The sequence below is a fragment of the Bacillus sp. LK2 genome (assembly GCF_001043575.1).
GTDB lineage: Bacteria > Bacillota > Bacilli > Bacillales > Bacillaceae_G > Bacillus_A > Bacillus_A paramycoides.
In genome coordinates, this window is the sequence record NZ_LDUK01000001.1 from 342,886 (window position 1) to 368,001 (window position 25,116).

Consider the following 25,116-nt stretch of genomic DNA (forward strand, 5'->3'; position numbering starts at 1 on the left):
TGAAAAGATTGTGGCTACTTTAAGTGGACCCCAAAAATTTTATGCTAATCTATTTCTTCACATCTTTCATGCTGTAATATCCTAAATTAATCACAATTAAAAAATAACCACCCATAATTCCAGCAGCAAATGTCCACATGAAATTTTGGTGTTCAATTTCATACATAATAATCGCACCAAGAATCGCGGCTGCAAATCGATTAACCATTCCAAGCATCGGTGCTTTTTCTTTTTTTACTATGCTATCTCCAAACTTTTCAATACGCCTTCCTAAAATCCAAACACAGTACATACTAACTAAAAGGCCAATGCTTATCCCTACAAAATGGGCTGGAAAAGGTGTCATAAACCACCCCAATAACATTACGCCTAGCAAACAATACATTTGTATGTTAAATGATCTTAGTGCCATACGAATCATGCCGTACTCCTTTATCTTTCTCATTGTATTTACGTATCATCAATTCCATCTTTCAGACTTCAAGTTTTCTGATATATCCTTTTTAAAATGAGGAAATTTTATTTTGCTCACCATTAAATAAGAAAGTACACATGTGCCAAGCGCCAGGAGAACGGGATTATTTAAAAAGCACAAAATGATGAGACACATTGCTGCAAATGGAATTGGCATTCCGATAAACGTCGGGAGTTTGCTTTGTTGCGTGTTAAATCTAGCAAGCCGAAGCATTCCGCAAATACTGTAAGCTAGCGCACATAGCATCCCGATAGACTGTAAATCTTTTAAAGCGACACTATATGCAAGAATAGACGGAGCTACACCAAAGGTAACTAAATCCGCAAAGGAGTCTAATTGTCCACCTATTCCCGAAACAGAATCAAGTTTCCGAGCAATCATGCCATCAAAAAGATCAAATAACATACCTGTAATAATAAAAACTACTCCCAAATAAATATCGTGAACAAGAACCGCGTGAATAGCCAGAAGCCCACATACAAAATTTGCTATCGTGATCATATTTGGTATGTAACTCATAACACGCTCTTCCTCCAATCATGCTGTTATTAAGTTTCAACATACAATTTAGTTAACTTAACTAAACTATATTACACCTTTATGTTCATGTAAAGGGAAATATATCTCCATACTTTCTTATTGCATTCAAATTATACAAAAAAGAAGACATCTTAATTGATGCCTTCTTTTTATACTTAAGATTTCAAACTCTCACCATTCGTCTCAATGACTTCTTTATACCAATCGAAGCTTTTCTTTTTCGATCTTTTTAATGAACCTTTTCCTTCATTATCTTTATCAACGTATATATATCCGTAACGTTTCTTCATTTCTCCAGTAGAGGCACTTACAAGATCAATTGGCCCCCAGCTTGTGTATCCGATAATATCTACTCCATCTTGTATTGCTTCTGACATCTCAATCATATGCTTTTGCAGATAATCAATACGGTAGTCGTCGTTTACCTCGTCTTCAGCATTTAATTGATCGATTGCGCCAAGACCATTTTCAACGACAAATAAAGGTTTTTGATAGCGATCGTAAAGTTGGTTCGCTGTAATACGGAACCCTTTCGGATCAATCGTCCATCCCCACTCTGATTTTTCAAGATATGGATTTTCAACAGAACCAAATACATTTCCGCTCGTTATACTTTTTAACACTTCTGGATCCGTGCTTGTTGCTCTGCTTGAATAGTAGCTAAACCCGATATAATCAACCGTATGCTCTTTCAAAATGGACTCATCTTCTTGTTCCATTTCGATCGTTAAATGATTATCTTTAAAGAATCGTTTCGCATATCCAGGGTATTCCCCTCTTGCTTGCACATCAATAAAGAAGAATGATTCACGGTCTTGTTCCATCGCACGATGAATATCATCTGGATTACATGTATATGGATACGTTGCACCAGCAGCAAGCATACAACCGATCTTTGCATCTGGAATAATTTCATGACACGCCTTCACAGCTAACGCACTTGCGACAAGTTGATGATGCGCCGCTTGATACTGAATTTGTTTTTTATTCTCGCCTTCTTTAAAGGCTAGCCCTGCTCCCATGAAAGGTAAATGTAACAGCATATTAATTTCATTAAATGTCATCCAATACTTCACTTTATCTTTATATCTATTAAAGATTGTTTTTGCATACGTTTCAAAGAAGTTTATAAGCTTTCTATTTCTCCAACTTCCATACTTTTCTACTAAATGAACAGGAACATCAAAGTGAGCCATCGTAACAACCGGTTCAATTCCCTGCTTTAAAAGTTCATCAAATAAGTTATCATAAAACTTTAATCCTGCCTCATTCGGCTGTTCATCATCACCATTTGGGAAAATGCGTGTCCAAGCGATAGATACGCGTAAAGCTTTAAAGCCCATTTCCGCAAAAAGAGCAATATCTTCTTTATATCGATGATAAAAATCAATTGCTTCATGTGACGGATAAAACTCCCCTTCTACTGGCGTAAAAGAATGAATACCCCCTTTCATAACGTTCCAACGTTTTTCACCAGTTGGCAATAAATCAACTGTCGTTAATCCTTTTCCATCCTCTAAATATGCTCCTTCCGCTTGATTGGCTGCAATCGCTCCACCCCATAAAAATCCTTTTGGAAAAATAACTTTAGACATATAGAAAAACTCCTTTATATAAGAATTAACGAGGAAAGGTATTGCCATTTTCAAAGAATACCTTTCTTCGTTTGAACCTGTATGAAATGTAACTACTCTTTGACTCCTAACTCTAGTAAGGAATCTCCTGCTTGAATCTTTTCTACTTCAGTTTTCTTAATGCTATATTTATCATAATTTGTAACAACAACTGGTGTTGTCACAATATAACCCGCCTTTTGAATTTCTGCTATATTAAATTCAATAAGTAATTGCCCTTTTTCTACTCTCGCTCCTTGTTCAATATGAGAAGAGAAAAATTCGCCATCTAGTTTCACAGTATCCATCCCAATATGGATTAAAATTTCAGCACCTGAATCCGCCGTAATTCCTACTGCATGATTCGTTGGGAAGAGCGCAGATATCGTACCTGAAACTGGTGAAAACAACTTTCCTTCTGAAGGCTCAATCGCAACTCCTTCACCTAACGCACCTGATGCAAATGCAGCATCATCAATATCTTGGAGCGGCTGAACAATACCATGAAAAGGACTAAAGATTACTTCATCATGGTTTGATGCAGCTATTTTATCAATTGTTTCAGCTGTTTCTGTAGATGTTTGCTTTTTAGTAAACCCGAATAAGTAAGTAAGAATAAAACCTAATATTAAAGAGACAACCATCGCAACAATTGCTCCCCAAAATCCAGCTGTAATCCCATCTTTCGGACTAATGAATGTTGGAAGCGCAAATATGCCAAGTCCACCTGTCATATAACTTTGTGTACCAAATACGCCAAGTATTGCGCCGCCAATTCCTCCAGCAATACAGCTCATAATAAACGGCCTTTTAAGAGGAAGTGTAATACCATAAATTGCCGGCTCTGTAACGCCGAAAATACCTGAAATAAAAGCTGGAATACTTAGCGTTTTCACTTTCTGGTCTTTCGTTTTCATCCAAACGCCAAGAACAGCACCAATTTGAGCAAATGAAGCAGCGAATATGAGCGCTAATATAGGATCGATACCGTGCACTGCTAAATTATTAAATCCAATCGGAACAATTCCCCAATGAAGACCGAAAATAACAAGTACTTGCCAGAAAGCGCCCAGTAGTACTCCTGCTACTAACGGGCTTAAATTATAAATCCAAAGTGTGGCCTGTCCTAAAAACTGTCCTGCCCACGTCGCAATTGGGCCAATAACGAGAAATGTAACTGGTACAACGATTAATAATGTAAAGAATGGTACTAAAAATGTTTTCACAACATCCGGAATAACTTTCTTTAAAGACCTTTCTACTTTCGCTCCAAAATAAGCAGCGAGAATAATTGGAATAACAGATGATGCATAACTCATTAATATAACTGGTATTCCTAAAAACGTAATATGAATTGGTGATTCAAACATCGTTCCTGCAAATAACGTAAATAATGGCTCACTTGCCTTTAAACCTGATAAAGCTGGGTAAACTAAAGCTCCCCCAATTGCCATACCAATGAATGGTGATCCTCCAAATTTCTTACTTGCTGTATATCCTAAGAAGATTGGGAAGAAATAAAATAACGAATCGCCAACTGCATTTAATATTTGATACGTTCCTGATTGAGTACTTAACCAACCTAATGCTACAAATAAAGCATTAAATCCTTTAATCATCCCTGTTGCCGCTAATACTCCTAAAATAGGAGTAAAGATACTAGAAAGAATATCTATAAGACTACTCTTCTTCTTCTCACTAGTAGCTTCTTCCTCTGTTTCTTGAAACCCTCCAGCCGAAACGACCGCTTTATACACATCAGACACATGGTTACCAATAACAACTTGATATTGTCCACCGCTTTTCATAACAGTCACAACGTCTTCCATATTTTTCAGTATCTCTGTATTTGCTTTCCCCTCATCTTTTAACTGAAACCGTAAACGCGTTATACAATGTACAACACTATTTATATTTTCTCTTCCGCCAACATTTTTCAGTATGTCTTTTGCCAATTGTTCATACTTCATAGTAGTTCTCCCTCCTTACAATCATTCCATTTATCATTTTTATAAAAGAAAAAACCTAAACTAACCCTAACGCGTGATATATACGAATCACTCCATTAGAAGTCAATTTAGGTTTTGCCTGCCAAACAGTAACAATCCCGTTTATTCAATTACATAATTCATTGCGTTTCGTTACACGATGAATGTGCAACGTTAAATACACTTTTTCATCTTTTGAAAGATGATTATTATGTGCTTTTTGTAAGTATGCCTCAATTTTTTCTGTACAACAATATGCTTCATAATACTTACTTTTCACTTGCTCATATAAAAAATCATCATCTGCCGAATTTAATTCCTTCTGCATTAAACGCTGGGCGAAATATCGTAAATGCGTTACAAACCGACTATAATTAAATGAATGTTCATCTACGTTCATCTTATAGTGGTACTTTACAACATTTAAAATATCTTGGACGATTTTCGTCATCGCCACCGTTTGCTGCATCGCTGGTTCTCCTTGCTGCGCATTAACGAAATGTAGTGCAATTGACCCTGCTTCATCTTCAGAAAGTTTAAATCCAGTCTCTTCTTCAATAATATTTAAAGCTTGTAAACCGATTTCAAACTCTTTCTGATAGAACCTTTTAATTTCCCAAAGCAATGTATTTTTAAGATCCATTCCTTCTTTATGCCGCGTTAGAGCAAAACTTAAGTGATCCGTTAATGTAAGATAAATATAATCACTTAAAGGTCCCGGCAAAACTGTTTTAGCAGATTGAATAATTCTCTCTGTAATTTCAAGATTCTCCACAGGAATTTCAGTTAACAACCTAGCAAGTTTCTCTGATAATTCTTTTGTTTCTATAACAAAGGTTTTTTCTATCTTAGATTCATCAATTGTATCGCCTACTTTTTTCTGAAATCCCAAACCTCTGCCCATTAGTACTACTTCAGTTTCATTCTCCTTTTTCGTGCAAACAACATTGTTATTTAAGATTTTGTGGATCTTCATATTGTTCCACCTTCTTTTTCTTATAAAGTCACAAAAGGTAATAAAAAAACCTAAACTGATTCCCAAAAACTACACATGTAGCCCCTTTGGATCAATTTAGGTTTTGCCTGCCGAACAGTAACAATCCTTTTAATTATTAACTTAACTTTATTATACACAACAAGTAAGCGTTTGCAATAACGAATTATTGAACATTTTTTTACAAGGGAAAACAAGTACATAATAATTTTTCAGTTTTTTCTTAAATTCCATAAAGGACTTCCCTTTCTTAATCCACATACTACACCAAATGTACGATTCTGAATAATTAAACATAATTATTACACAAATTCCATATAGACCCATTATTGGTTAAAATGTTATAATTGAATTACCCTACATAGTTACTCATAGTCAGACTGAGAAACTAACGTCTTATTAAGCAATGCGCATAACTCAAATAAAAAAGGCACTGTAAAGTGTCTTTTTTATTTATATTCGATTCATTATTTTTTCATAGGAATTATCTCTTTTATACACAAAATCTAACAAACAACAAAGGAGACTACCAAATGGAAAATTCTATTGCAAGAGAACTGCGTTACATACGTGTATGCCTTATCATTTTGATCATTGCCGTTGCATTCTGGGACCATGAAAAAGTTGTGGAAATCACTGATCATGGTAGCGATCCTACCTCAAACATCAGCAATATGACCCAAATCGGTGATAATACATTTGCATACAAAGACGAATATAATAAAATTAAAATATTTAAGTTTAACCCAGATACAAACAATATATCACTCATTAAAGAGTTTAGTGCTGAGGAATATTACTCAGATACAGCTAAATGAAGTAATATGAGCCACCAGAGAATTTAAAAAAGTATAATGATCAAAGCCTTCAGCCATAATTAAGACTAAAGGCTTTTTTGTATATAAGTAAATGAAAAAGGAGCTAACCTTATGGAGCATAATAAAAATGGAATACTTGCTTTAATTGTTTTGTTTTTAGGACTGGCATTCTTTGTTATTGGCATGGTTTATCATTTATGGGGATCAGTTTAAAAATAAATACTGATTCATTTCAGAAAAAAAGTACTCGCATGAGTACTTTTTTCTTAAGATGTAATGTAAAAACGTTCTAAAGTTAATTACATGCATACAATTATCAATGACGGTTATATAACTGAGAAGATTATAGATCATCAATTTAACAATCTACATTTATATGATATGAAGGGAGAGTAAAGCAAATAACAGACAACTAAAATATGCAATTAGATATCATAAAATTTATATATATAAAAAAGTTATAGAACTCCTGATTATTAAATGCTATACTAAAACAGGAATCGACAATTGTTATTTTCAAAGCATTTGGATTGCATAAGAAAAGAAGACATCTTAATTGATGTCTTCTTTTCTTATGCTTTTATTAATCCTTTTGAGTAGATGCTCCCCAATCACGAAAAGATGTTGGGCGTCCAGAATAAGCCATAAAGATCTTCCTTCTCCCAATTCACAGAATAAAATACAATATGTAAACGACATAGCACACGTGACAAAAACAAGACCATCAATTCTCTTAAAATACCGGGCGCCTTTTATTTTTTCAAAAGGACCTGCTCAATTAATCCGTAAAAACATAAAGTGAATTAAGTCCATAACGTACATGTGTGACCTTAATTCTCTTTATGAAAGGAGGGATTGATATGGGCTATGGTGGTAGTTGCGGCGGAGGCTGTGGTTTTGGTGGCGGATTCGCCTTACTTGTTGTGCTCTTTATCTTATTAATTATAGTTGGAGCTAGCTGTTGTGGCGGCGGATTCGGCTGCTAAGAAGAGGCACTCTTGAGAGTGTCTTTTTTTTATTTCTCAATATGCAACTAACATATATATGTTACTATCAAAATGCGAGATTCCGAAAGCGTAATATAGTAGTTTACCAAAAAATAAAAGCCACTGTCACAAGAAAGCAGTAGGCTTTTATTTTTTTATCTAACAAAATTAGAAAAGGAATCACCAATTGCCCAATTATACTTTCCCCCTAATATTTATTGTTATTTCCCCCTCGGTAACATTTGAAGTGCACATTTTATAATTGACATGGCATTCTATTCACCATATACTGTCATTAACAGTATACTGTTAATGACAGTATGAATTCGAAAATCACCTTGAGGAGGTATATCCATGAAACATACAGGCAGACATACAGGTGCATTTCTTTTGTTATTTTTAGCAGAGGGAGATAACTATGGCGGGCAACTATTACAGAAATGCGAAGAAGAACTTCCGGTCAATCCAATCGATAGTGCGATCCTATACCGCACGCTGAAAAAATTAGAAAACGAAGGCGCTATTGAATCTTATTTAAATACATCCGTTCAAGATAAGCCGAGAAAGATGTACAAAATAACTACAGTAGGAAAAGAACAGTTGGCAGATTTCCAAATGGATATTGAAGAAAAAATGAAAAACTTATCATTTTTCTTAGACAAATATAAAGACTTAAAGGAATCCAATCATGATTAATGGTGTTATCCTTTACACTTTAGCCATTATTCTTACGGGGATTTCTTTTATGAAGAATCGTAGTAAAACGAAAGATGCTCTATTTAAGTCATGGAAAATATTTCGAAACCTTCTATCTGCCATGCTCTCCATTATGCTTTTCGTCGGACTATCACTTTCAATATTAACGCCATCCTTCATCTCTTCCATCATTGGAGAAAAGTCCGGATTTCTAGGTATTATTTATTCAGCACTACTTGGCTCCATTGCACTCATTCCAAGCTTTGTCGTGTTCCCACTTGGCAATACATTAGTCCAACATGGCGCAGGCCTTCCTCAAGTTGCAGCACTCATGTCTACATTAATGTCAGTAGGAATTACAACCATGCCGATGGAGCAAAAGATATTTGGACGAAGTTTTGCTTACGCTCGTAATGCATCTGCATTACTCATGTCCCTCCTATTCTCATATATCATTTGGGTGGTGATGGTATGAATGAACTAAAAAGATATCGCTTCTTTTTCATATTACTGTTTGGGCTCATCGTATTAACTTTTATAAACCAATCTTTAGGATGGAGCGCATTACAATTAACAGGGAATAGTATTTTAGATATGCTATTTCTACTCCCCCCTGTCCTAGTATTTGTAGGATTACTTGATCAGTGGGTGAAGAAAGAAACGTTAATTAAATATATGGGAGAAAAATCCGGTATATATGGAATCTTATTCTCTCTATTACTAGGAGGAATTGCAGCCGGCCCACTCTACGTCGCTTTTCCAATTGCAGCACTACTATTAAAAAAAGGCGCAAGTATTAGATATATCGTATTTTTCTTAGGCGTTTGGACAACTGCGAAATTACCAATTATGGTGTATGAATTTTCTTCATTCGGAGCTACATTTACACTCATTCACATTTGCTTTGGTCTATTCTTCTTCTATGTAATGGGCATCATTTTTGAGAAATTTTATGATCAGCAGCAACTGTTGCAGTATGATATAACGAAAGAAATGTAAAAAAAGACATCTTTACGAGTGAAAGATGTCTTTTTTTACATTAACCTTTAACTATATACCTTATTAATTCTCGCTCTGTAAAACCCCCGTTGCTTCTACTCCCTTTTTCTGCTCTTTTAAGAACAACGATACGACAAAAGCAACAACGATAAAGATTAATCCAAGTGTAAATGCACCTTGGAAGCCGGATGTTAAGCCGTTCAACTTCTCTACTGGATCCATTGGATTTGCTGAGCTTTCCATATACCTAGTTGTATCTGAAGACATTTTAGAGATAAATATAGCTGTACCAATTGCGCCAGCTACTTGCTGTAACGTATTAAACAGTGCTGTGCCGTGCGGATATAGCTCTGGTGTTAGTTGATTTAAACCGTATGTTTGTGCTGTCATTACAAACATGAGTCCAACCATTAATACGCTATGCATGATAATAATTTGTAGCATTGTTGTGTCAGGAGTAATGCCTTTAAATAAAAACATTGCAATCCCTACGAACACAATGCCGGGAATGATAATAACTTTCGGACTAAATTTATCAAATAGTTTACCTGCAATCGGTCCCATTATGGCACTAATAATACTTCCTGGAAGCATTATAATTCCTGATTTAAAGGCTGTAACAAGTAAAACTGTTTGCAAGAACATCGGTAATAAAGTCATCGTTGAAAATAGCGACATCATAACAATGACAATTAATCCAACTGATAACGTAAACATCGGAACTTTAAATGCGCGTAGCTCTAAAATTGGATTATCAATTTTTAATTGGCGAACAACAAAAATGGATAGTGATATAAGCCCAACAATTAAAGAGCAATACACTTTCGCATCTGACCATCCTAAATCACCTGATGCACTAAAGCTATACACAATACCACCGAATCCTAATGTCGATAAAAGAATGGATGGATAATCAACTTTTGGCCTTGTTAACTCTGTCACATTTTGAATGTACTTCATCCCAATTACAATGGAAATGATTACGATAGGAATAACAATGTAGAATAACCAGCGCCAGTTAAGTGAATCAACGATTATTCCTGATAATGTAGGACCAATTGCTGGAGCGGACATCATAACAAGTGCGATTAAGCCCATTGTGGCACCACGTTTTTCAGGTGGACAAATAATTAAAATCGTATTCATTAATAACGGTGAAATTAACCCCGTAGCTACTGCCTGGACAATACGGCCGACTAATAAAACAGAAAACGACGGTGCGAATCCCGCAATTAATGTACCGACTAAAAACGTTACCATAGCGATCAAGAACATCTGTCTCGTTGTGAGCCATTGCTGAAGTAATGCTGTAATCGGCACTAACACCCCAACCACTAACATGTAGGCTGTAGAAAGCCATTGAATGGTTGAAGCTGTTACATCAAATTCTTTCATTAATACGGTTAATGCATTACCAAGTAATGTTTCGTTTAATAATGCAACCATTGCCCCTAAAAGTAATGCAATTAAAATGGGGGCATGTTTCATATTAGAAGTATCAACTTTGCCACTTGTAGGGCTCTTAGTTGTCATATTCATTTAGTAATTCTCCTCCTGTTTTTACTTAAAAAACTTTATATACATCGGAACACATGTAATATAATATACATATGTAGATTAAAAAGGGAGAATCAATGTTCAGCCGTTGTATATTTAATCTACAAAAAAGGAGAATTGTAGATGAACGATAGTGAAAAACAACTTGATTTACGTATTAGACGTACACATAAATTACTTTGGGATTCCTTATTTGAATTAATGACACAATCAAAACAGAAATATAGTTCCATCACGATTAACCAAATTTGTGATCGTGCGATGGTACATCGAACAACATTTTACAAGCATTTTGAAGATAAAGATGCTTTATTAGCATTTGGGTTTAAACGATATGGCGAGATGATTGCTGAAATACCGCTTTCTGATCGATTAAGTAAGCCATTTCAAGTGATGGAACAATTTCTGCATCATGAAGAAATCGGTAAAATATTAGAGGCGCAAATGTCTGATGAACAATTTATTAGCCGTACATATTATTTAAATCATGAAACAAGAAAACAAGAAACAGAAGCGTTAAATCAACTTTGCAAAAATCATACGATACCACACGATTTAATAACGGAATTTTATTCAGGGGTAATCACATCATTAAGCGCATGGTGGTTTCAAAATGAAAGAAAAGTTTCTGCAGCAGAAATGGATCAATACTTCCACCAACTCATTAACCAAAACATTTTTCAATTTGAAAAAGAATAATTTCCCCAACAAAAAAAGCCCATATAAAATGGGCTTTTTTACGTACTATTTATTCTCTTTTAACTTCTCTAACTCTCGTTTCACTTCTTCTTGCAAATTTTGATCTAACACTTCTTGCTGATTCGGAGACTTCAAATTGTAAAAATAGTTACTAGCAGCTGTTTCTGCTTCTAGTTTTTGCACATAAGATTCAATGCGCGCAAAGCCTTTCACTGAGCTTTCTGTATGGAACGAATCAATTGCTCTGTTGCTTTCTTTTATCGCTTGCGCTGCATTTAACCGCGAAACAAGAACTAGTTCTTTATATTGCAACTCTCCATATTTCTTTTGCAGTTTATCAATTTGTTCATAAAGCGTCGCTGTTTGCTCTTTTGTTATTTCGTACTGCTTGCGATATAGTTCCGCTTTTTTCTCATTCACGATTTTTTCTTGCAGGGCTAACTGCGCCATATGATCTTCTTCGCGTGATACGGCAAGCTCAGCTTGGCGAGTTCTCTTCACAATAAGAGCATCCGTTTCTGAAATTAATGCTTCATATTTCTTTTCTAAATAATATTGATGCGAAAGTGCTTTTTCAGCCTTCGTAATTTGCTGTTCTGTTTCGCGAAGATATTGCTTTAACATGTTAGTAGGTTTTTCTAGCTTATCTAACGTTTGATGCACATCCGCCACTACAATATTTTTAATACGTTTTAAAATACCCATTATTACTTCTCCTCCTTACGAATATTACGTTCCCATTGATCTAAAATATCTACTTGTTGTTGTACTTGGAAGTCGCTGTATAAATCTATATCAGTTGCCATTCTTTTTTCTTTTAATTTTTTATATGCCCAAACAATCGCTGCAACAAATGCAAGCATCGGAAGGACCGGTAATAAACCAATAACTAGGAGCAATATGCCTGTCCACTTTTTAACCATATTCCCTTCAGACTTACGAAGCATGAACCAGCCGAAAAGAACAAATCCAAACGCTAACAGGAATGGTATGAAGAATAAACCTTCAAACTCTTTTTCATGGTGTTTTTCATGATGCTGATTTCGCTCAAAGTTATTAAACTTTTCCTTTTGTGTAACGAAAGCTTCTCTTTCTTTATCGTGAGAAACAGTATACGCCGCCTGCTTATGCTTCTCATGATCCCACCTGTCAAACTTCATACTATGTAATCCAAACAATAGTAATGCCAGAAGTAACGGAAGGATCAAAATCCATTTTAACCAACGCCATTTTCTACATTTATTCTTTTTCATCTGTTCACCACCATCTATCATTCGTTTTGAAATAAGTAAAAAATGTATTACCTCCCTTTATCTTTGATACATATGAGTGTAAAACTTAGACGTGAGAAGAGAATGAAAGAAACATGATGAATATATGAGAAATATATAAGAAATTTCTCATAATCATTTCAAAACGAAAAAACCCAACTTCTCCATATAAAATAGAGAAATTGGGTTATTTTTCATTATTTCTATTCTGATCAATTTTTTTCAAAATAAGGTTTTTAATGTTGCTGTTAAATAAGGGTTTGTGGCTTTACTTTATCAGACTTTATTCCAAAGCAACACAATATACTTGAATTGCTTTTTACGTGCCTTCGAGGTATCATTTTCCACATCTACATACGATTTCTCCTCATTCTTCACGTCAAGTACATCAAGCAAGAAGATAAAAATCGGAATCCCAATTATTAACCCCCACATACCAAAAAAATGCTCTGAAAATATAAGGATTATAAACGTATAGAAAATTGGTAAATTCGTTTTTGCAGACATAAATTTTGGATTTAAAAAATAGCTTTCAAACGCATGAATGACTGTAATGAAAATTAAAATGTATACTACATATGTAATCCCACCAATATTATAGGCAATAATACAAAGTGGAAATAGCGAAATGATTACACCTGCAACTGGGATGAGCCCGAGTAAAAAAATCATTACTGCTAATACGAGGAGCTGCGGAAATCCTAAAAGCCAAAGTGCAATAACTGAAAGGATACAATTTATAACAGCGATTAAAAACTGCGCCTCAATAACTTTTCCAAATGAACGTACAAATTTTTGTCCAAAATATGCAATCTCATTGTAAAAAAAGCTAAGCTTACTATCTTTAAATTTAGAAGTGAAAGCTATAATACGCTCTTTTTCTAACAAGAAGAACAAACTTAAAATAAAGGAAAGAAACATTTGCGAACTTACTTTTCCAATACCAGCCAAGGACTGATAAATAACATCGACACCTTGTTCAATATACTTTGATACTTCCATCTCTTTAATGGTAGAAATCAAATATTTTATAATTTCATTATCAGGTGGATGCTTAAAAAACACTTGAAACTGATGAATTAACTGTGAAATTTGAACGGTAATGACCGGCAAATATTTATATAACGCGGTAACAATCAACATAACTAAAACAATGTATAAAAAGACAATAATCACTTTCCTATTTATTCGTACAAAATGATTAAGCTTTTCAGAAATAAACCTTTGAAAATGATTCATTAAAAACGTAAGGATAAAGGTAATCAATATTAAATTAATCATACTTTTTAACCCATATAATATAAGGGTTAAAATTATTAACACAAGCAACCTTTGAAATCCTTTACTTTGAAAGATATTTTTCATTTGCATCATTAAGACTCGATCTCCCTCTTCAGTGGATAGAAATTCAATATATTCATGAAAACGTTAATCATTTATCTATTACTTTTTACCTGCTTTCTGTGTTTTTAATATATTCGTAAACAACACATGTAATATAATATACGTATGTAGATTTAAAAGGAGAAGAATCAATTTTCAGAAGTTATATAGTTAATCTACAGAAAAGGGAAAGTGTAGATGAAAAATAATGAGGGGTAGCTAGATTTACGTGTTAGACGTACACAAATGATCAATCTTTTTTATAAAAACTTAAGGAATCTAAAATTAAAACCCACACATTTTGATGAATCTTTTTTCAAAATATGTGGGTTTCTTCTATTTATAAAATCAATATTTGCAGCAATACTTTGATTAAACTTAAATTGAAACCTACAGTTACAAATGACTCCCCAAAAGCTCTATTATGTCGCACCGTTTTGAAAAAAGATGAACCGGAATTTCCTATCTCTTTAAAGAAGGGATTTCGGTTTTTCTTGTAGATTAAGAATCTGTTAAATGATAATAAAATTATTCCATTGTATAAATTAGTTAAGTGAAATTGATTTTATTAGGCTATTGTATAGCAGGTACGTTCCTACATAAAAGTGGAAACGCATTTTCTTCTTCAACAAACGGGCGCTTTAGTTGAAGAAGAATTAAACAAATTTATTATTGATTTTTGAGTGCAAACACCTTTAAATGGATAGAAATTAAACAACTTTAAAGAGCATTACTACAATACAATGTAGCAAGGCTCTTGTATTTTTTATATCTAAATTAAATAACTTTATTATCACTTTAATTTACCATCTCCACAAACCGCCCAAACTCCTTCAAAAATCTCAATTTAAAACTACCAACAGGACCATTCCGATGCTTCGCCACATGAATCTCCGTCATCTCTTTCTGCATCGTTTCCTTATCGTAATAATCCTCACGATACATAAGCATAATGACATCCGCATCTTGCTCAATCTGTCCTGTCTCTCTTAAATCAGATAAAAGCGGCCGCTTATCTTGACGCGACTCTACTGAACGAGACAATTGCGACAACGCTACTACACATACATTTAAATCACGCGCTAATAACTTAAGCTTACGAGAAATCTCACTTATCTCTTGAAATCGATTGCCCTTATACTTCGGATCACCTGTAATGAGCTGCAAATAATCTACAATGACTAAAAGCTTTTTATCGCCATGCTTCCTCTTTAACTTACGAGCTTGCATCCAAATCTCCTGCACCGTAACGCCAGCCTTATCATAAATCTCAAGCGGCAATTCACCAATTTCCGCAAACGCCTTACTCACCTTTTCCCAATCCTCTATCGTAAAGCGATGCTTCGGATTCTTTAACCTTCCCCCCGATACTTCACCTACACAAGACGACAGCCTTTTTAACAATTGCTTACTACTCATCTCTAACGAAAACAACCCAACCGCTGATCCAGACTTCGCCGCATGCAGTGCAATATTTAACGCAAACGCCGTTTTCCCCATCGAAGGACGCGCACCAAGGACGACAAAATCGCCTTCCTGCAAGCCGCACGTCATTTTATTTAACGATGTATAACCAGTCTCAATGCCCGTAATCTCTTTCGTATCTTGATGAAGCTCTTCATACAACCCAACTAAAGCATCCTTCAAATCAAACTCACATACGCAGTCCTTTTCCTCTAACTCACAAAGTTCCGTAATCGTCTCACCAATAACTTTCTCGTCCTTCTCCGCAATAAGACGCTCTCCCATCTTGTGCCCGAGAACGCCAGCCTGATACATTTTCCACGCACCTCGAACAAGCCCCTCATAATAAGAGAAGTTGGCAGTTGTAGGCACACCATCCATTAATCCTATAAAATACTCCACTCCCCCGATACTCTCCAAAAAATTTGGATTCATCCTAGAAACGAGCGTCACAAGATCAATTGGTTGCCCTTCATCTTCAATTTTTCGCATTAACCGAAATATAGCCTTGTGCACAGGCAACGAAAAATAATGCTCCGTCAAACGGCACTCCTTAATAAGCTCTCCTTCCATTAAAAGAGAACCTAATACCGTCTTTTCCGCCTCCACATTTTGAATACTCACGGTCGCCACCCGCGTTCCATTAAGAACCGCTGCAACTCTTCCTCTGACGGCGCATTCTTCTCCCACTCTTCACACTTCGCCAAAAACTTCTCCATCTCCCCAGTACTAACAGGCGACTCCTTCTGCCGAAACTTCAACGTCGCCTTCTCAACCTCAGAAACCTTCGTAAATCCCTTCCCGTGCCAATCTCGTAAAATCCCCTTCACATAAGCAATCGTTCGCTTATTATTTTCATACGCAATTTGAAGAGCCTTCAGCACAAGCTCCTCTGACAAATCAACCATCCACTCACTCAGTTCCTCTGCCACATAAGGAGATAAACTACCGAAATTTTGCTCATAAAATGTGTACACTCTACTTCCCGTTTCCTCCTGGGTAACCTCCTCTTCTTCCTCAGCTTCACAAACAGGATCAGGATCAATATCAACAGCCAAAGCACCAGGCATACCGAAATGAGCTAAAAGCATCGGAACATTCAGCTCCTCCTCTACACACTTACGAAGAAACATATGTACAAATCCCTTATTTTTCACACCCTTAAGCTCACGAAGCACACACTTCTCCACATTCGTATTCGTCACAGGATTATAACGCAGCCAATTTAAAATGAATAACTCCTTCGTCTCCGCATCATAAAGAACCTTTCCATAATCAATGAAGCGCTGCACTAACTTATCAACAGTCCCCCTGTTATAACCAGTCTCCATCTCAGCTAACCGCTTCGGAAACGGAAAAATACCGCACTGCGTCGTCTTCGAACAAGTTAACAAATACACATAAAAATACCGCTCCTCCGGCGTCAAATCCAAAACAAAATCATCCTGCCAAAAATTCACCTGCACATTACGATACACCGCCATCCCAATTCCTCCCGTCTCCATTCAAAAATGAAAATTTCCTCTTTGTACTATATATAGGAAGGAGGAACCGGTTTTTGGCGTGTTATTTCAAAAATTTTTTGACTACTACTACGATGTTTGTTCTTGTAGTTGTTTTTGTTTTGTTTTTTCTTAGTGATTTATTACTTGGTAGGTGCTTGGAAGGGGTATGGAAGGGGCTAGTTATCGGTTACTTCGATTAGAAAGACTCGATTTGAGAAGCCACCTCGTTCATCTGCTTTCTTTTTACGGATGTTATTGATTTCTTCTAGTGTTGTGCCTTCGTATTCGGCTAGGGCATTTATTAGTTCTAGTAGGTCGGATAGTTCTTCTAGTTTGTGGGGTTTTGTTTTTGCTTCTAGGTATTCGGTTAGTTCTTCCCCAGTTTTTTTGCAGATTTCTTTTATGTATTCATTTTCGTTTAGTGTTCTTGTTGTGGGTGTTTTTCCGTTGTTTTTTATTATTTGTGGGCTCTTGTCTCGGATTAGTTTGTTGTAGGTTGGCATAGAATTTCCCTCCGTTAGGTTTTTCTTCTATTATAATGGAAAAGCAGTTTAACTAGTTGTTAAACTGCTTTGTTGCTTCTTCTTATTAATTAATATCAATCTTTTCTACTAACATTGCTGGGATACTAATTTCTCCACCCATAGTAGATTTATAAGTATATATACCTGCAGATTTCCCTTTAATAGTAACATTATCATTTTCTAACACTCTTGAATTTATAATATCACTTTTATAGGCAATGTATAATACTTTATCATAATTTCCGTTAACTGCTACCCTTAATTGTGTCTCACCTTGCCCTTCCATTACTTGAAGGACTTTTCCTGTAAATTTAGCTTTCTTTCCTTTAAAATCATCCGGTGTTCTAGCTAATTGATCATATGTAATTCCTGTTTCATATCCAATTCGCTCTTCTTCCTCTTTCGCCGCTTTCTCCGCTGCTGCTTTCTCTGCCGCCGCTTGTTCTGCTGCTGCCTTCTCTGCCGCTGCTTTCTCTGCCGCTGCCTTCTCTGCTGCCGCTTGTTCTGCTGCTGCTTTTTCCTCTGCTGTTAACTCTTTCTTCTGCTCAGCTTTAGCTGGCTTAGCCGCAGTGTTTGCCTCTTCTGTCTTTTTCGTATCATTAGCAGTCGCAATCATTAAAACAAACATTGCTATTAAGCCTATTCCGTAAAACTTTAATACGCTTTTTCTAGTTCTTTTTTCTACTGCTCCCCATCTAACTACTACTTGAGGTTTAATAATCCCAATAATTAATGCTATTAAACATACAAAAAACAATAATGCAAATAAAGTATTCAATTCACTTAGTCCTCTCATTCTTTAATCTAATTACAATTAATTTCACACAAACTATATATTCCCATATTTTAATATTTTTTCAACATTAAATTATTTAATTGATTTGTCAGATAATATCTCTTATAACTTCCAAAATGAACTACCTACGAATACGCTTCCTAAATTAATGAATATCCCACATATACCTCATAAATTAAAGCAAATAAAGTCCACCTGTTCTGTGTCTTAAACTGACACAATAAAAGAGCCTCTAAATAAATTTAGAGGCTCTTTCTAAGAGTTTGGATTTCCTGATGTTCACAAAAAAAAACCACCTCAAACAAATATACCGTCCAAGGTGGTTTTCTAAAACTTTCATATCACTATTAATTTATTACTTCAATCTATCCTGCAACGCACTAATATTAATAATCACAGGACTACCCGACTTCAACGTACCATCTTTCTGTAACATTGGTCCCGAAGTGATACATTGACCTTTCTTTAATGTTGCAAGTCGTTTTTCCCATTCTTTACGTACAGCTGAATCTTGAGCAAGGTTCGATGCAATAGCACTAATTTCATTTTCTGGTGGCATGAAATACACTTTTTGGCTTGAATTCTGTAATCGTGAAATTTCATCTGTTGTAAATTGCCCTTTTAATGATTGTGTTGCATACCAACCTGACCAACCAAATTTCCTTCCTTCAGTTAAAATTTTTGCACTTGGTGATTTTTCTCGATGATCAAGATTTTGTGCCTCATCTAATATAACTGGGAATGGTTTATTTTTGTCTCCATGGTGCAATTGATAGTTCCAAATATCCCATAAGATAAACTCTGTAATCATGAGCTGTACATCTCTATTAAAGCCTGTTAATTGTACAATAAACACTTTACCTTTTTGGTTCAGTATGTCTCCCCAATCATATACAGCATTATGATTAAATGGATTCTTATCAATAAATGGCTTAATTTGTGACCTTGCTGTTTTAGCTGGTCCAGAAGTATCTTCTTCTAGCTCAGCTAATAAATAATTTAAGTTCATATTCTCACCATATTTATCTAAACCACGCATTACAGCTTCATATATAGCATTTTGTTGCTGAATGCCTAAATCTTTATATACAGCTGAAAATACACTTTTAATTCGTTCAGCAACATCTGTATTATCTTCATCGATATAAATTCCTTCATCCAATTCTTTTTGATTTCGTTTAAATGGATTTACTGGGAATTTATCTTTTGCTACTAGGAATTGTTCAATATTATCTTGAAGTTTCTCTTTAAATTCTGGTTCTAACTTAGAATTCTTGAATCCATCTGTATAGTCAAATATCATACTGGAAATTCCATTTTGTGCTAGTTCAAGAAGTAAACATTGAATAAAGTAGCTCTTACCTTGCCCTGATTTACCCGAAATTAAAATATGTCTATTCGCTAGCTCTGGATTTCCAAATTCCCAATATATTTCCTGTGTCGATCCCTCTACCGTTCCTAACAAAACGCGGACGTCCTTTAATTCTTTTGTTTCTTTTTCTTCTATTACTTCTTGAGAATGAGGTATAGTTGGAACTACTTCATTGCTAGGATTTTTTAACTCTTGATTGGAGTCATGATTCTGATTCAATAATCTATTTGGATTAATATCAGTTCCACCAGAATGAATTTTCGTTTTGAGCGCTTCAATTTCTTCGACTACTCCTTCATATCCATCCTCTTCGGTTAATTCCACTAATAAAATATCTTCTTCGATTTTAACAGATCTCCATGCTTGTTCCTTTTTGAATGATAAAATTGCTCCTTTTCCAATTTTATCATCCAAATGTCCACTCATTTCATAATCATCATTTAATAATCTTTTCTTTAGTTCTTCAATTTTCTCATAAGATTTTTCTGGCCAAATGTTATTTGCAATAAATTTCTCAGCATTCGCTAGCAGTAACTGTACGAAGAAGTTTCGGAAAAACTTATGTTTAAATACATGTAAACCATCTTCACTTACTTTAGAAAGTTGCGTATCAAACAGTTGCTTAGTAGCATTAATTTGTTCTTTCGCTTTTGCAATAGCACTGTCTTGATTTAAACCGATTTTTACTTCCACTGGATAAAAATGCACTAATAATTTTCCATCTTGCATTTCTACTCCGATTAACAGTAAATCGTCACTATGTGCACCTTTTCCACCTAGATTTTTTGCAGAAAATACCCCTTCACTTTTCGTTAATTTGACCGCTCCAGCAACACGCAATATTTCTTCTAATGAGATAGGAATCCATAAAATATTCTCATGATCTAAAGCACTTAATATATATTTCACAGCTGAAATAACACTTAACTTTTCTCTTGAGAATTGCCCCTTACTTCCTATGATTCGTAGCAACCACTCACCATTTAAACTATTGAAAGCTCTAATAGCTGTATTGATTTTTTCAGGTGTCGAAACAATTTCTTTTTCTGCCAAATACTGTTCAATAACTGCTCTGTATTGTCTTGCTTTATCCGTTACTGTAATTGCATCATACTGGCTTGATGAAGAATATTGATCACTATAATGAATGACCAATAAATTACGTGATGAATCTTGGAAGAAATCTAAACCAACATTAGGCTCAATAAATGTTACCCAATAAGAAGACTCATATAAATGTTCTAAAATTTGTTCGTCATAAGTAGATGTTCTCGTAACAATTGTTTCATTCTTACGGTAAGGGTTTGTACCCTCGTTATTTAAATTACTTCCTAATTCATTCATTCCTCTAGCAGTTTGAATTAGCAAATGTTCATCATTCAATGCATTTTTCAATCCAAAGCCTGTACGATAATCTACTTCCGTACTAATAGATGATAGAGATGATAACATTCCATTTAAAGATAATCCTGTTTCAATATCTTCCATTGTACTTTTCGCATGCTTCTCATTTGAAATCATTTTATAGAATGAAATATGAGCGTAACCATATTCTTTCGTACCTATAAGTTTATAGTAGAAAACATTTTCTCGAATCAGTCTTAATACGTCTACAGCATCAAGATTCTTTGATGCTAACGATAATTCAAAGAACTCCTCGAACTTTTGAACATCATCATATATCGAAAACTTTTCAAAGGCACTTAATATATTATTCTCATGATATAAAGCAACCTCTACTGGTATAATTTTTGATGGTCCTTTTTTATCTATTTGCTTCTTAATAAAATGCACTAAACCTCTTACAACTTCCTTATCATTATTTATATTAATGACATTGATTCGTATCGGAGACTTAGATTCTTGTAAAAATAAGTATTGGAAATGCTCCACAAATTGTTGAAGCTTTTCTTCAACTACATTAGCTAAAAATGCATTAGATTCCCCAATCGCAACCTTATGAAGTGGTTCATAAACAATCCATTCAGGCGCTTCATTTTGAGCAACTGGACGATACAATTCATCATTCTGCCCATATATATATGGTAATAGATTGTTAGGATGCAGACGATTTAAAATATGCATTTCAACTACTTCGTTTTTAATTTCATCATTAATACTTAACTGGTAGGCAACATTAAGAGGGTGCAACGGTGTTAGTATAACTCTTTGCTCCTCCTCAATAACTCCCAATTTAAACAGATTCTTTTCTTCTTCTTTTAACATTACATTTTCTTGTATATGAGCAACGCTTTCGTTAAAAGCTTTCAAGTATCTTATAGACAACTCTCTTAATTGATCACCCACAAAACAAAGACTAGGAACCGTATTATTAAATTTATAGTAATTTAATAATGCTTGGTACGCATCTTTCAATGCTGAATTAAGTGCTAATCCAACCTTGCTTAAACCTGATACTCCTCTAATTGCAAAAGCAATTTCATTTTCGATCCATACTCTCTCATCTTGTAAATAATTTCGAAATCCTTCTCTCGCCGAAAATTCTCTTGCACCTTGTTTTAATTTATTTGTATCAAGGCTATATTCAAAACTTTCTTGATGCTCTCTTTTTAATTTCCATACCCTTTCTCCTGATACCGGGACGGTCTTTGCAACTTGCTCTTTAATAAGAATAGGAATAAGAGATGTTTTAATTTGAATAGAAAAAGATAGGCTATCATCGTTCCATGCTGGAGAAGAGTCCGAAACTTCAAAGCTCCCTCCTTGCCAATTTATAACCTGTACATCTTCTTCAATAAATAATTCTTCTGGCTCGCTAGAAATATCACCAAAAACAATACGTTCTTCTGCTTTATTCATAACTACATTTTTCTTATTCACATTCACTTCATAAATTGTTTGGAGAGCTTGTAAAAATGCGGCTTCACATTCAACAACAGCAATATGAAACTCATACTTTGACTTAGATTTCATTTTATGTGTATATACAACTTTATGGAATGAGGTTTCATTTTGCTTATGAACTAAATTTACAGATAGTTTTTTTCCAGATACCCCACAAAAATTCTGTGAATTTTTATGAATGTATTCCTTCTTCAATTTTTCTTCAAATTCAAAGTTTATGTTAATGTTTTCTATTTGTGTAGGATTAAAAACAACGATATGTCGTTTACGTCGTCCAGCCTTTGTATCAGCCTGTGCTTTCTCCCAGTACAATAGACCCTCTTTTGAATATTTCTTGGTTGATTCAATGTAATCTAACGGACGATCTGTTGCAATCAAATTGTCGTTAGACTCTTTAACAAAATTATAATCCGTTTGCTTCCAATCTTCTTTCTTCAGACGGGAAACACCTTTCTCATCGAATAATTTTTCTAATTGACTCTCTAAATGCTCATACTCTTGCATATGTTGTACTTTCTCAAAAAATGAAGCATTTTCTTCTAACCTTTTTTTCATTTGAGCTGAAGTAAATTGATTTAAATTTTCATCATAGAAAATGCCTAAATTAGAATAATCTTCTCTCACAATTTCTTGCTTTGATAAAAATCCAAGAATTTCTTCATAATCCCAAAGAGATGGTCGCACAATTGTATCATCCAATTTTTTTCGTAAATAAAATGATAGTACTTCCCTTTCGTCTTTGTTTAGATTAGAAGTTTCAATTTCCTCTTTTAATGTTTTCAAAATTGATTTCACATTAAATGGCATACCTTCTTTTTGTAAATCACTGCTACCCCCCTTAATACTGTCCAGTGTCTCATGACATATACTAAGTAAAGCTGTTTTCTCCCAAACATCCTTTTGTTCACCGACTTCATTACGAAGTGTTACTAAAAAGTCAGGAGTAACATTTTCTGATGTAGTCGCAACTACTACTTTCATCTCCTCTGAAACCTTAATAGCAATCGTTTCGTATGGAGTACCTTGCTTATGCTGATAATAAAACGCCTGCGATAAATCTTGTTCTTTTAATGTGTCATAAAACGCTTTTACTTGTTCATGATTATCAAATTGAAGATAAAATCGCTCTCCACCTCTAAGGTTTTCCGCTTCTAAATAATTTATTAGTTTATCTGAAAGATAATTATAAAATTGGTTTAACATACTGTGCATCACCGCTATCACTTTTTTTGTCTATTAAATTCAGCTTATCAAATAACTGTACAATTTCTTCTTTTGAGTACCGATCAAAGAATAAACCTCTAGCCTCTAAATCTATAAATACTTGCTTTAAAGGTTTTCTTTCCTTTTTCAAACTCAATGCTGTTAGTAGCAATAACATATCTTGGCTAATATTAAGCATATAACCAAGTGAACCTCGAGTTTTTAAGAAATATTTTTTTCCAATCTCTTCTATTGATAAAGAATATCTATGTCGAGGTCCTTGCATCGTATCTTTTTCATAAGCTTCTTCTATACTACGGAATAAAGATTGTATAAGCGTATCATATTCTAATTCTAAATTTTCTTCATAAATCCCAAGACCTAAATGTCTTCTATATTCCATAACCCAGTCACAAAGCATCTCTAAAAATACTTTTTGATTCTCATCGGATAATTGCTGATATGTTTCCTTCAATTCAGGATAGCCACCTGCTTTTTCTACCCCCATTAAGAAATTTAAATGTTCTAAGCAATTGATATGAAGTAGTAAATGTCTACCTGTGCCTTTAATCATTTGATAACCATGAGTATAACTTTTTCTATTCTTACTCGTAGACTCCCAGTCAAGTGTAAAATAAACTTCGTTGTTCTCACTAAAGTTCGCTTTCACACCTTGTGAGAGCTTTAAAGTCAATTGAGTAATATATAAGAAGTAATAATAACTAAGAAACAAGTGATAATGGGTTCTAAAATAATCTTTATGCTCCGCTAAAAATTGAAAATCTTCTTTGAATAGCTTCGAAATAAATGGAATTTGATTAACATAACGACTTTCTTTTTCATCTTTCTCTAAATGATCTAATTGCTTTAACACAAGACGTGACATTAAATCTGTTGAATCGCTTTTTCCAAAAATCTCTTTTACTGTTTCTTTTTCACCTAATAAGACATCTAAAAGAAACCTAGCAATATCTTGTTCTCCTTTTTTATCTGCACTTTCACTTAACGGTAAATATTGAAATAAATGCAAATGAAAAATTTTAATTGTATTGTCACTATCTTGTAAAAAGGTACGCAATATTTGTTCAAAGTGCGACTTATCTTGCTGCGAGACATCAACAGATTTACTAATCTCTCCAATAAGTTCTTCTAGGTTAACTTCCATTTTCAACTTATTTCCGCTGACAAGACGCGTAAATTCTCCTAATATTCCCTGAAACCCTTTTACAAATTTTGCCCGCTCTGTTCCTCGTGTAGAGAAAGGTAACAGAGGAGCTTTTTTATTTATTGTATGTTTTAATCCTAATTTTTCCGGTTTAATACTCAGCGAACTTTTCAAATCCTCTAAATTCTCTCTTACAATCATTT

General features: G+C 34.5%; 21 protein-coding genes. 6 read left to right on the top strand and 15 right to left on the bottom strand.

The genetic code is table 11. The features are described 5' to 3' along the window. Positions 1-49: 49 nt before the first annotated feature. The 5 genes from VK90_RS01710 to licT form a co-directional block, all read right to left on the bottom strand. Positions 50-421: an ATP synthase subunit I gene (locus tag VK90_RS01710; protein ID WP_048369926.1), complete on the bottom strand. Its 372-nt coding sequence runs from the start codon at positions 419-421 to the stop codon at positions 50-52. 39 nt (positions 422-460) lie between these two features. Continuing rightward, positions 461-994, bottom strand: coding sequence for a CDP-diacylglycerol--serine O-phosphatidyltransferase (gene pssA, locus VK90_RS01715; protein WP_048369927.1), 534 nt, complete (start codon positions 992-994; stop codon positions 461-463). Positions 995-1,170: 176 nt separating this feature from the next. Then, complete coding sequence (locus VK90_RS01720) at positions 1,171-2,610, bottom strand: 6-phospho-beta-glucosidase (protein WP_048369928.1); 1,440 nt, start codon at positions 2,608-2,610, stop codon at positions 1,171-1,173. A 92-nt stretch (positions 2,611-2,702) separates the two neighbouring features. Next, complete coding sequence (locus VK90_RS01725) at positions 2,703-4,598, bottom strand: beta-glucoside-specific PTS transporter subunit IIABC (RefSeq protein ID WP_048369929.1); 1,896 nt, start codon at positions 4,596-4,598, stop codon at positions 2,703-2,705. Positions 4,599-4,743: 145 nt separating this feature from the next. Next, a complete protein-coding gene (gene licT, locus VK90_RS01730) occupies positions 4,744-5,592 on the bottom strand; it encodes a BglG family transcription antiterminator LicT (RefSeq protein ID WP_048369930.1) in 849 nt (282 codons plus the stop codon). A gap of 551 nt (positions 5,593-6,143) precedes the next feature. Between licT and VK90_RS01735 the strand changes: the two genes are divergently transcribed. The 5 genes from VK90_RS01735 to VK90_RS01750 all read left to right on the top strand — a co-directional run bounded on the left by VK90_RS01735 (position 6,144) and on the right by VK90_RS01750 (position 9,109). Beyond that, complete coding sequence (locus VK90_RS01735; RefSeq protein ID WP_048369931.1) at positions 6,144-6,428, top strand: YmzC family protein; 285 nt, start codon at positions 6,144-6,146, stop codon at positions 6,426-6,428. Positions 6,429-7,288: 860 nt separating this feature from the next. Further along, a complete protein-coding gene (locus VK90_RS27480; RefSeq protein WP_002170647.1) occupies positions 7,289-7,414 on the top strand; it encodes a YjcZ family sporulation protein in 126 nt (41 codons plus the stop codon). Positions 7,415-7,768: 354 nt separating this feature from the next. Then, positions 7,769-8,110 carry a PadR family transcriptional regulator gene (locus VK90_RS01740; protein WP_048369932.1) on the top strand — a complete coding sequence of 114 codons (342 nt, stop codon included), beginning with the start codon at positions 7,769-7,771 and terminating at the stop codon, positions 8,108-8,110. Continuing rightward, entirely contained in the window at positions 8,103-8,585 is a 483-nt protein-coding gene (locus tag VK90_RS01745; RefSeq protein WP_048369935.1) for a hypothetical protein, read from the top strand. The genes VK90_RS01740 and VK90_RS01745 overlap by 8 nt, the downstream gene beginning before the upstream one ends. After that, positions 8,582-9,109, top strand: coding sequence for a permease (locus VK90_RS01750; protein WP_048369936.1), 528 nt, complete (start codon positions 8,582-8,584; stop codon positions 9,107-9,109). Before VK90_RS01745 ends, VK90_RS01750 begins: the two co-directional genes overlap by 4 nt. 63 nt (positions 9,110-9,172) lie before the next feature. On the opposite strand, the gene VK90_RS01755 is transcribed toward VK90_RS01750, so the two are convergent. After that, entirely contained in the window at positions 9,173-10,648 is a 1,476-nt protein-coding gene (locus tag VK90_RS01755) for an MDR family MFS transporter (protein WP_048369938.1), read from the bottom strand. Between the two features lie 141 nt (positions 10,649-10,789). Here VK90_RS01755 and VK90_RS01760 point away from each other — a divergent pair, with 141 nt between their 5' ends. Next, positions 10,790-11,365 carry a TetR/AcrR family transcriptional regulator gene (locus VK90_RS01760; protein ID WP_048369941.1) on the top strand — a complete coding sequence of 192 codons (576 nt, stop codon included), beginning with the start codon at positions 10,790-10,792 and terminating at the stop codon, positions 11,363-11,365. 45 nt (positions 11,366-11,410) lie between these two features. Here VK90_RS01760 and VK90_RS01765 read toward each other — a convergent pair whose 3' ends face one another. The 9 genes from VK90_RS01765 to dptG all read right to left on the bottom strand — a co-directional run bounded on the left by VK90_RS01765 (position 11,411) and on the right by dptG (position 25,114). Further along, a complete protein-coding gene (locus tag VK90_RS01765; RefSeq protein WP_048369951.1) occupies positions 11,411-12,070 on the bottom strand; it encodes a PspA/IM30 family protein in 660 nt (219 codons plus the stop codon). 2 nt (positions 12,071-12,072) lie between these two features. Continuing rightward, positions 12,073-12,618, bottom strand: a complete 546-nt coding sequence (locus VK90_RS01770) for a hypothetical protein (RefSeq protein WP_048370063.1) — start codon at positions 12,616-12,618, stop codon at positions 12,073-12,075. 294 nt (positions 12,619-12,912) lie between these two features. Next, complete coding sequence (locus VK90_RS01775) at positions 12,913-14,010, bottom strand: AI-2E family transporter (RefSeq protein ID WP_048369958.1); 1,098 nt, start codon at positions 14,008-14,010, stop codon at positions 12,913-12,915. An 807-nt stretch (positions 14,011-14,817) separates the two neighbouring features. Next, a complete protein-coding gene (dnaB, locus tag VK90_RS01780; protein WP_048369964.1) occupies positions 14,818-16,107 on the bottom strand; it encodes a replicative DNA helicase in 1,290 nt (429 codons plus the stop codon). Then, the gene (locus tag VK90_RS01785) at positions 16,104-16,967 is read right to left on the bottom strand and encodes a DnaD domain-containing protein (RefSeq protein WP_048369973.1); all 864 of its coding nucleotides are present in this window, start codon (positions 16,965-16,967) and stop codon (positions 16,104-16,106) included. Before VK90_RS01785 ends, dnaB begins: the two co-directional genes overlap by 4 nt. A 197-nt stretch (positions 16,968-17,164) precedes the next feature. Continuing rightward, positions 17,165-17,491, bottom strand: coding sequence for a nucleoside triphosphate pyrophosphohydrolase (locus tag VK90_RS01790; protein WP_048369982.1), 327 nt, complete (start codon positions 17,489-17,491; stop codon positions 17,165-17,167). 85 nt (positions 17,492-17,576) lie between these two features. Next, positions 17,577-18,290, bottom strand: a complete 714-nt coding sequence (locus tag VK90_RS01795) for a hypothetical protein (RefSeq protein WP_048369983.1) — start codon at positions 18,288-18,290, stop codon at positions 17,577-17,579. A 373-nt stretch (positions 18,291-18,663) separates the two neighbouring features. After that, positions 18,664-23,748, bottom strand: coding sequence for a DNA phosphorothioation-dependent restriction protein DptH (gene dptH / locus VK90_RS01800; protein ID WP_048369985.1), 5,085 nt, complete (start codon positions 23,746-23,748; stop codon positions 18,664-18,666). Further along, positions 23,729-25,114 (bottom strand): DNA phosphorothioation-dependent restriction protein DptG, encoded by a 1,386-nt coding sequence (dptG, locus tag VK90_RS01805; RefSeq protein ID WP_048369987.1) that lies wholly within the window; start codon positions 25,112-25,114, stop codon positions 23,729-23,731. Before dptG ends, dptH begins: the two co-directional genes overlap by 20 nt. Positions 25,115-25,116: the final 2 nt, after the last annotated feature.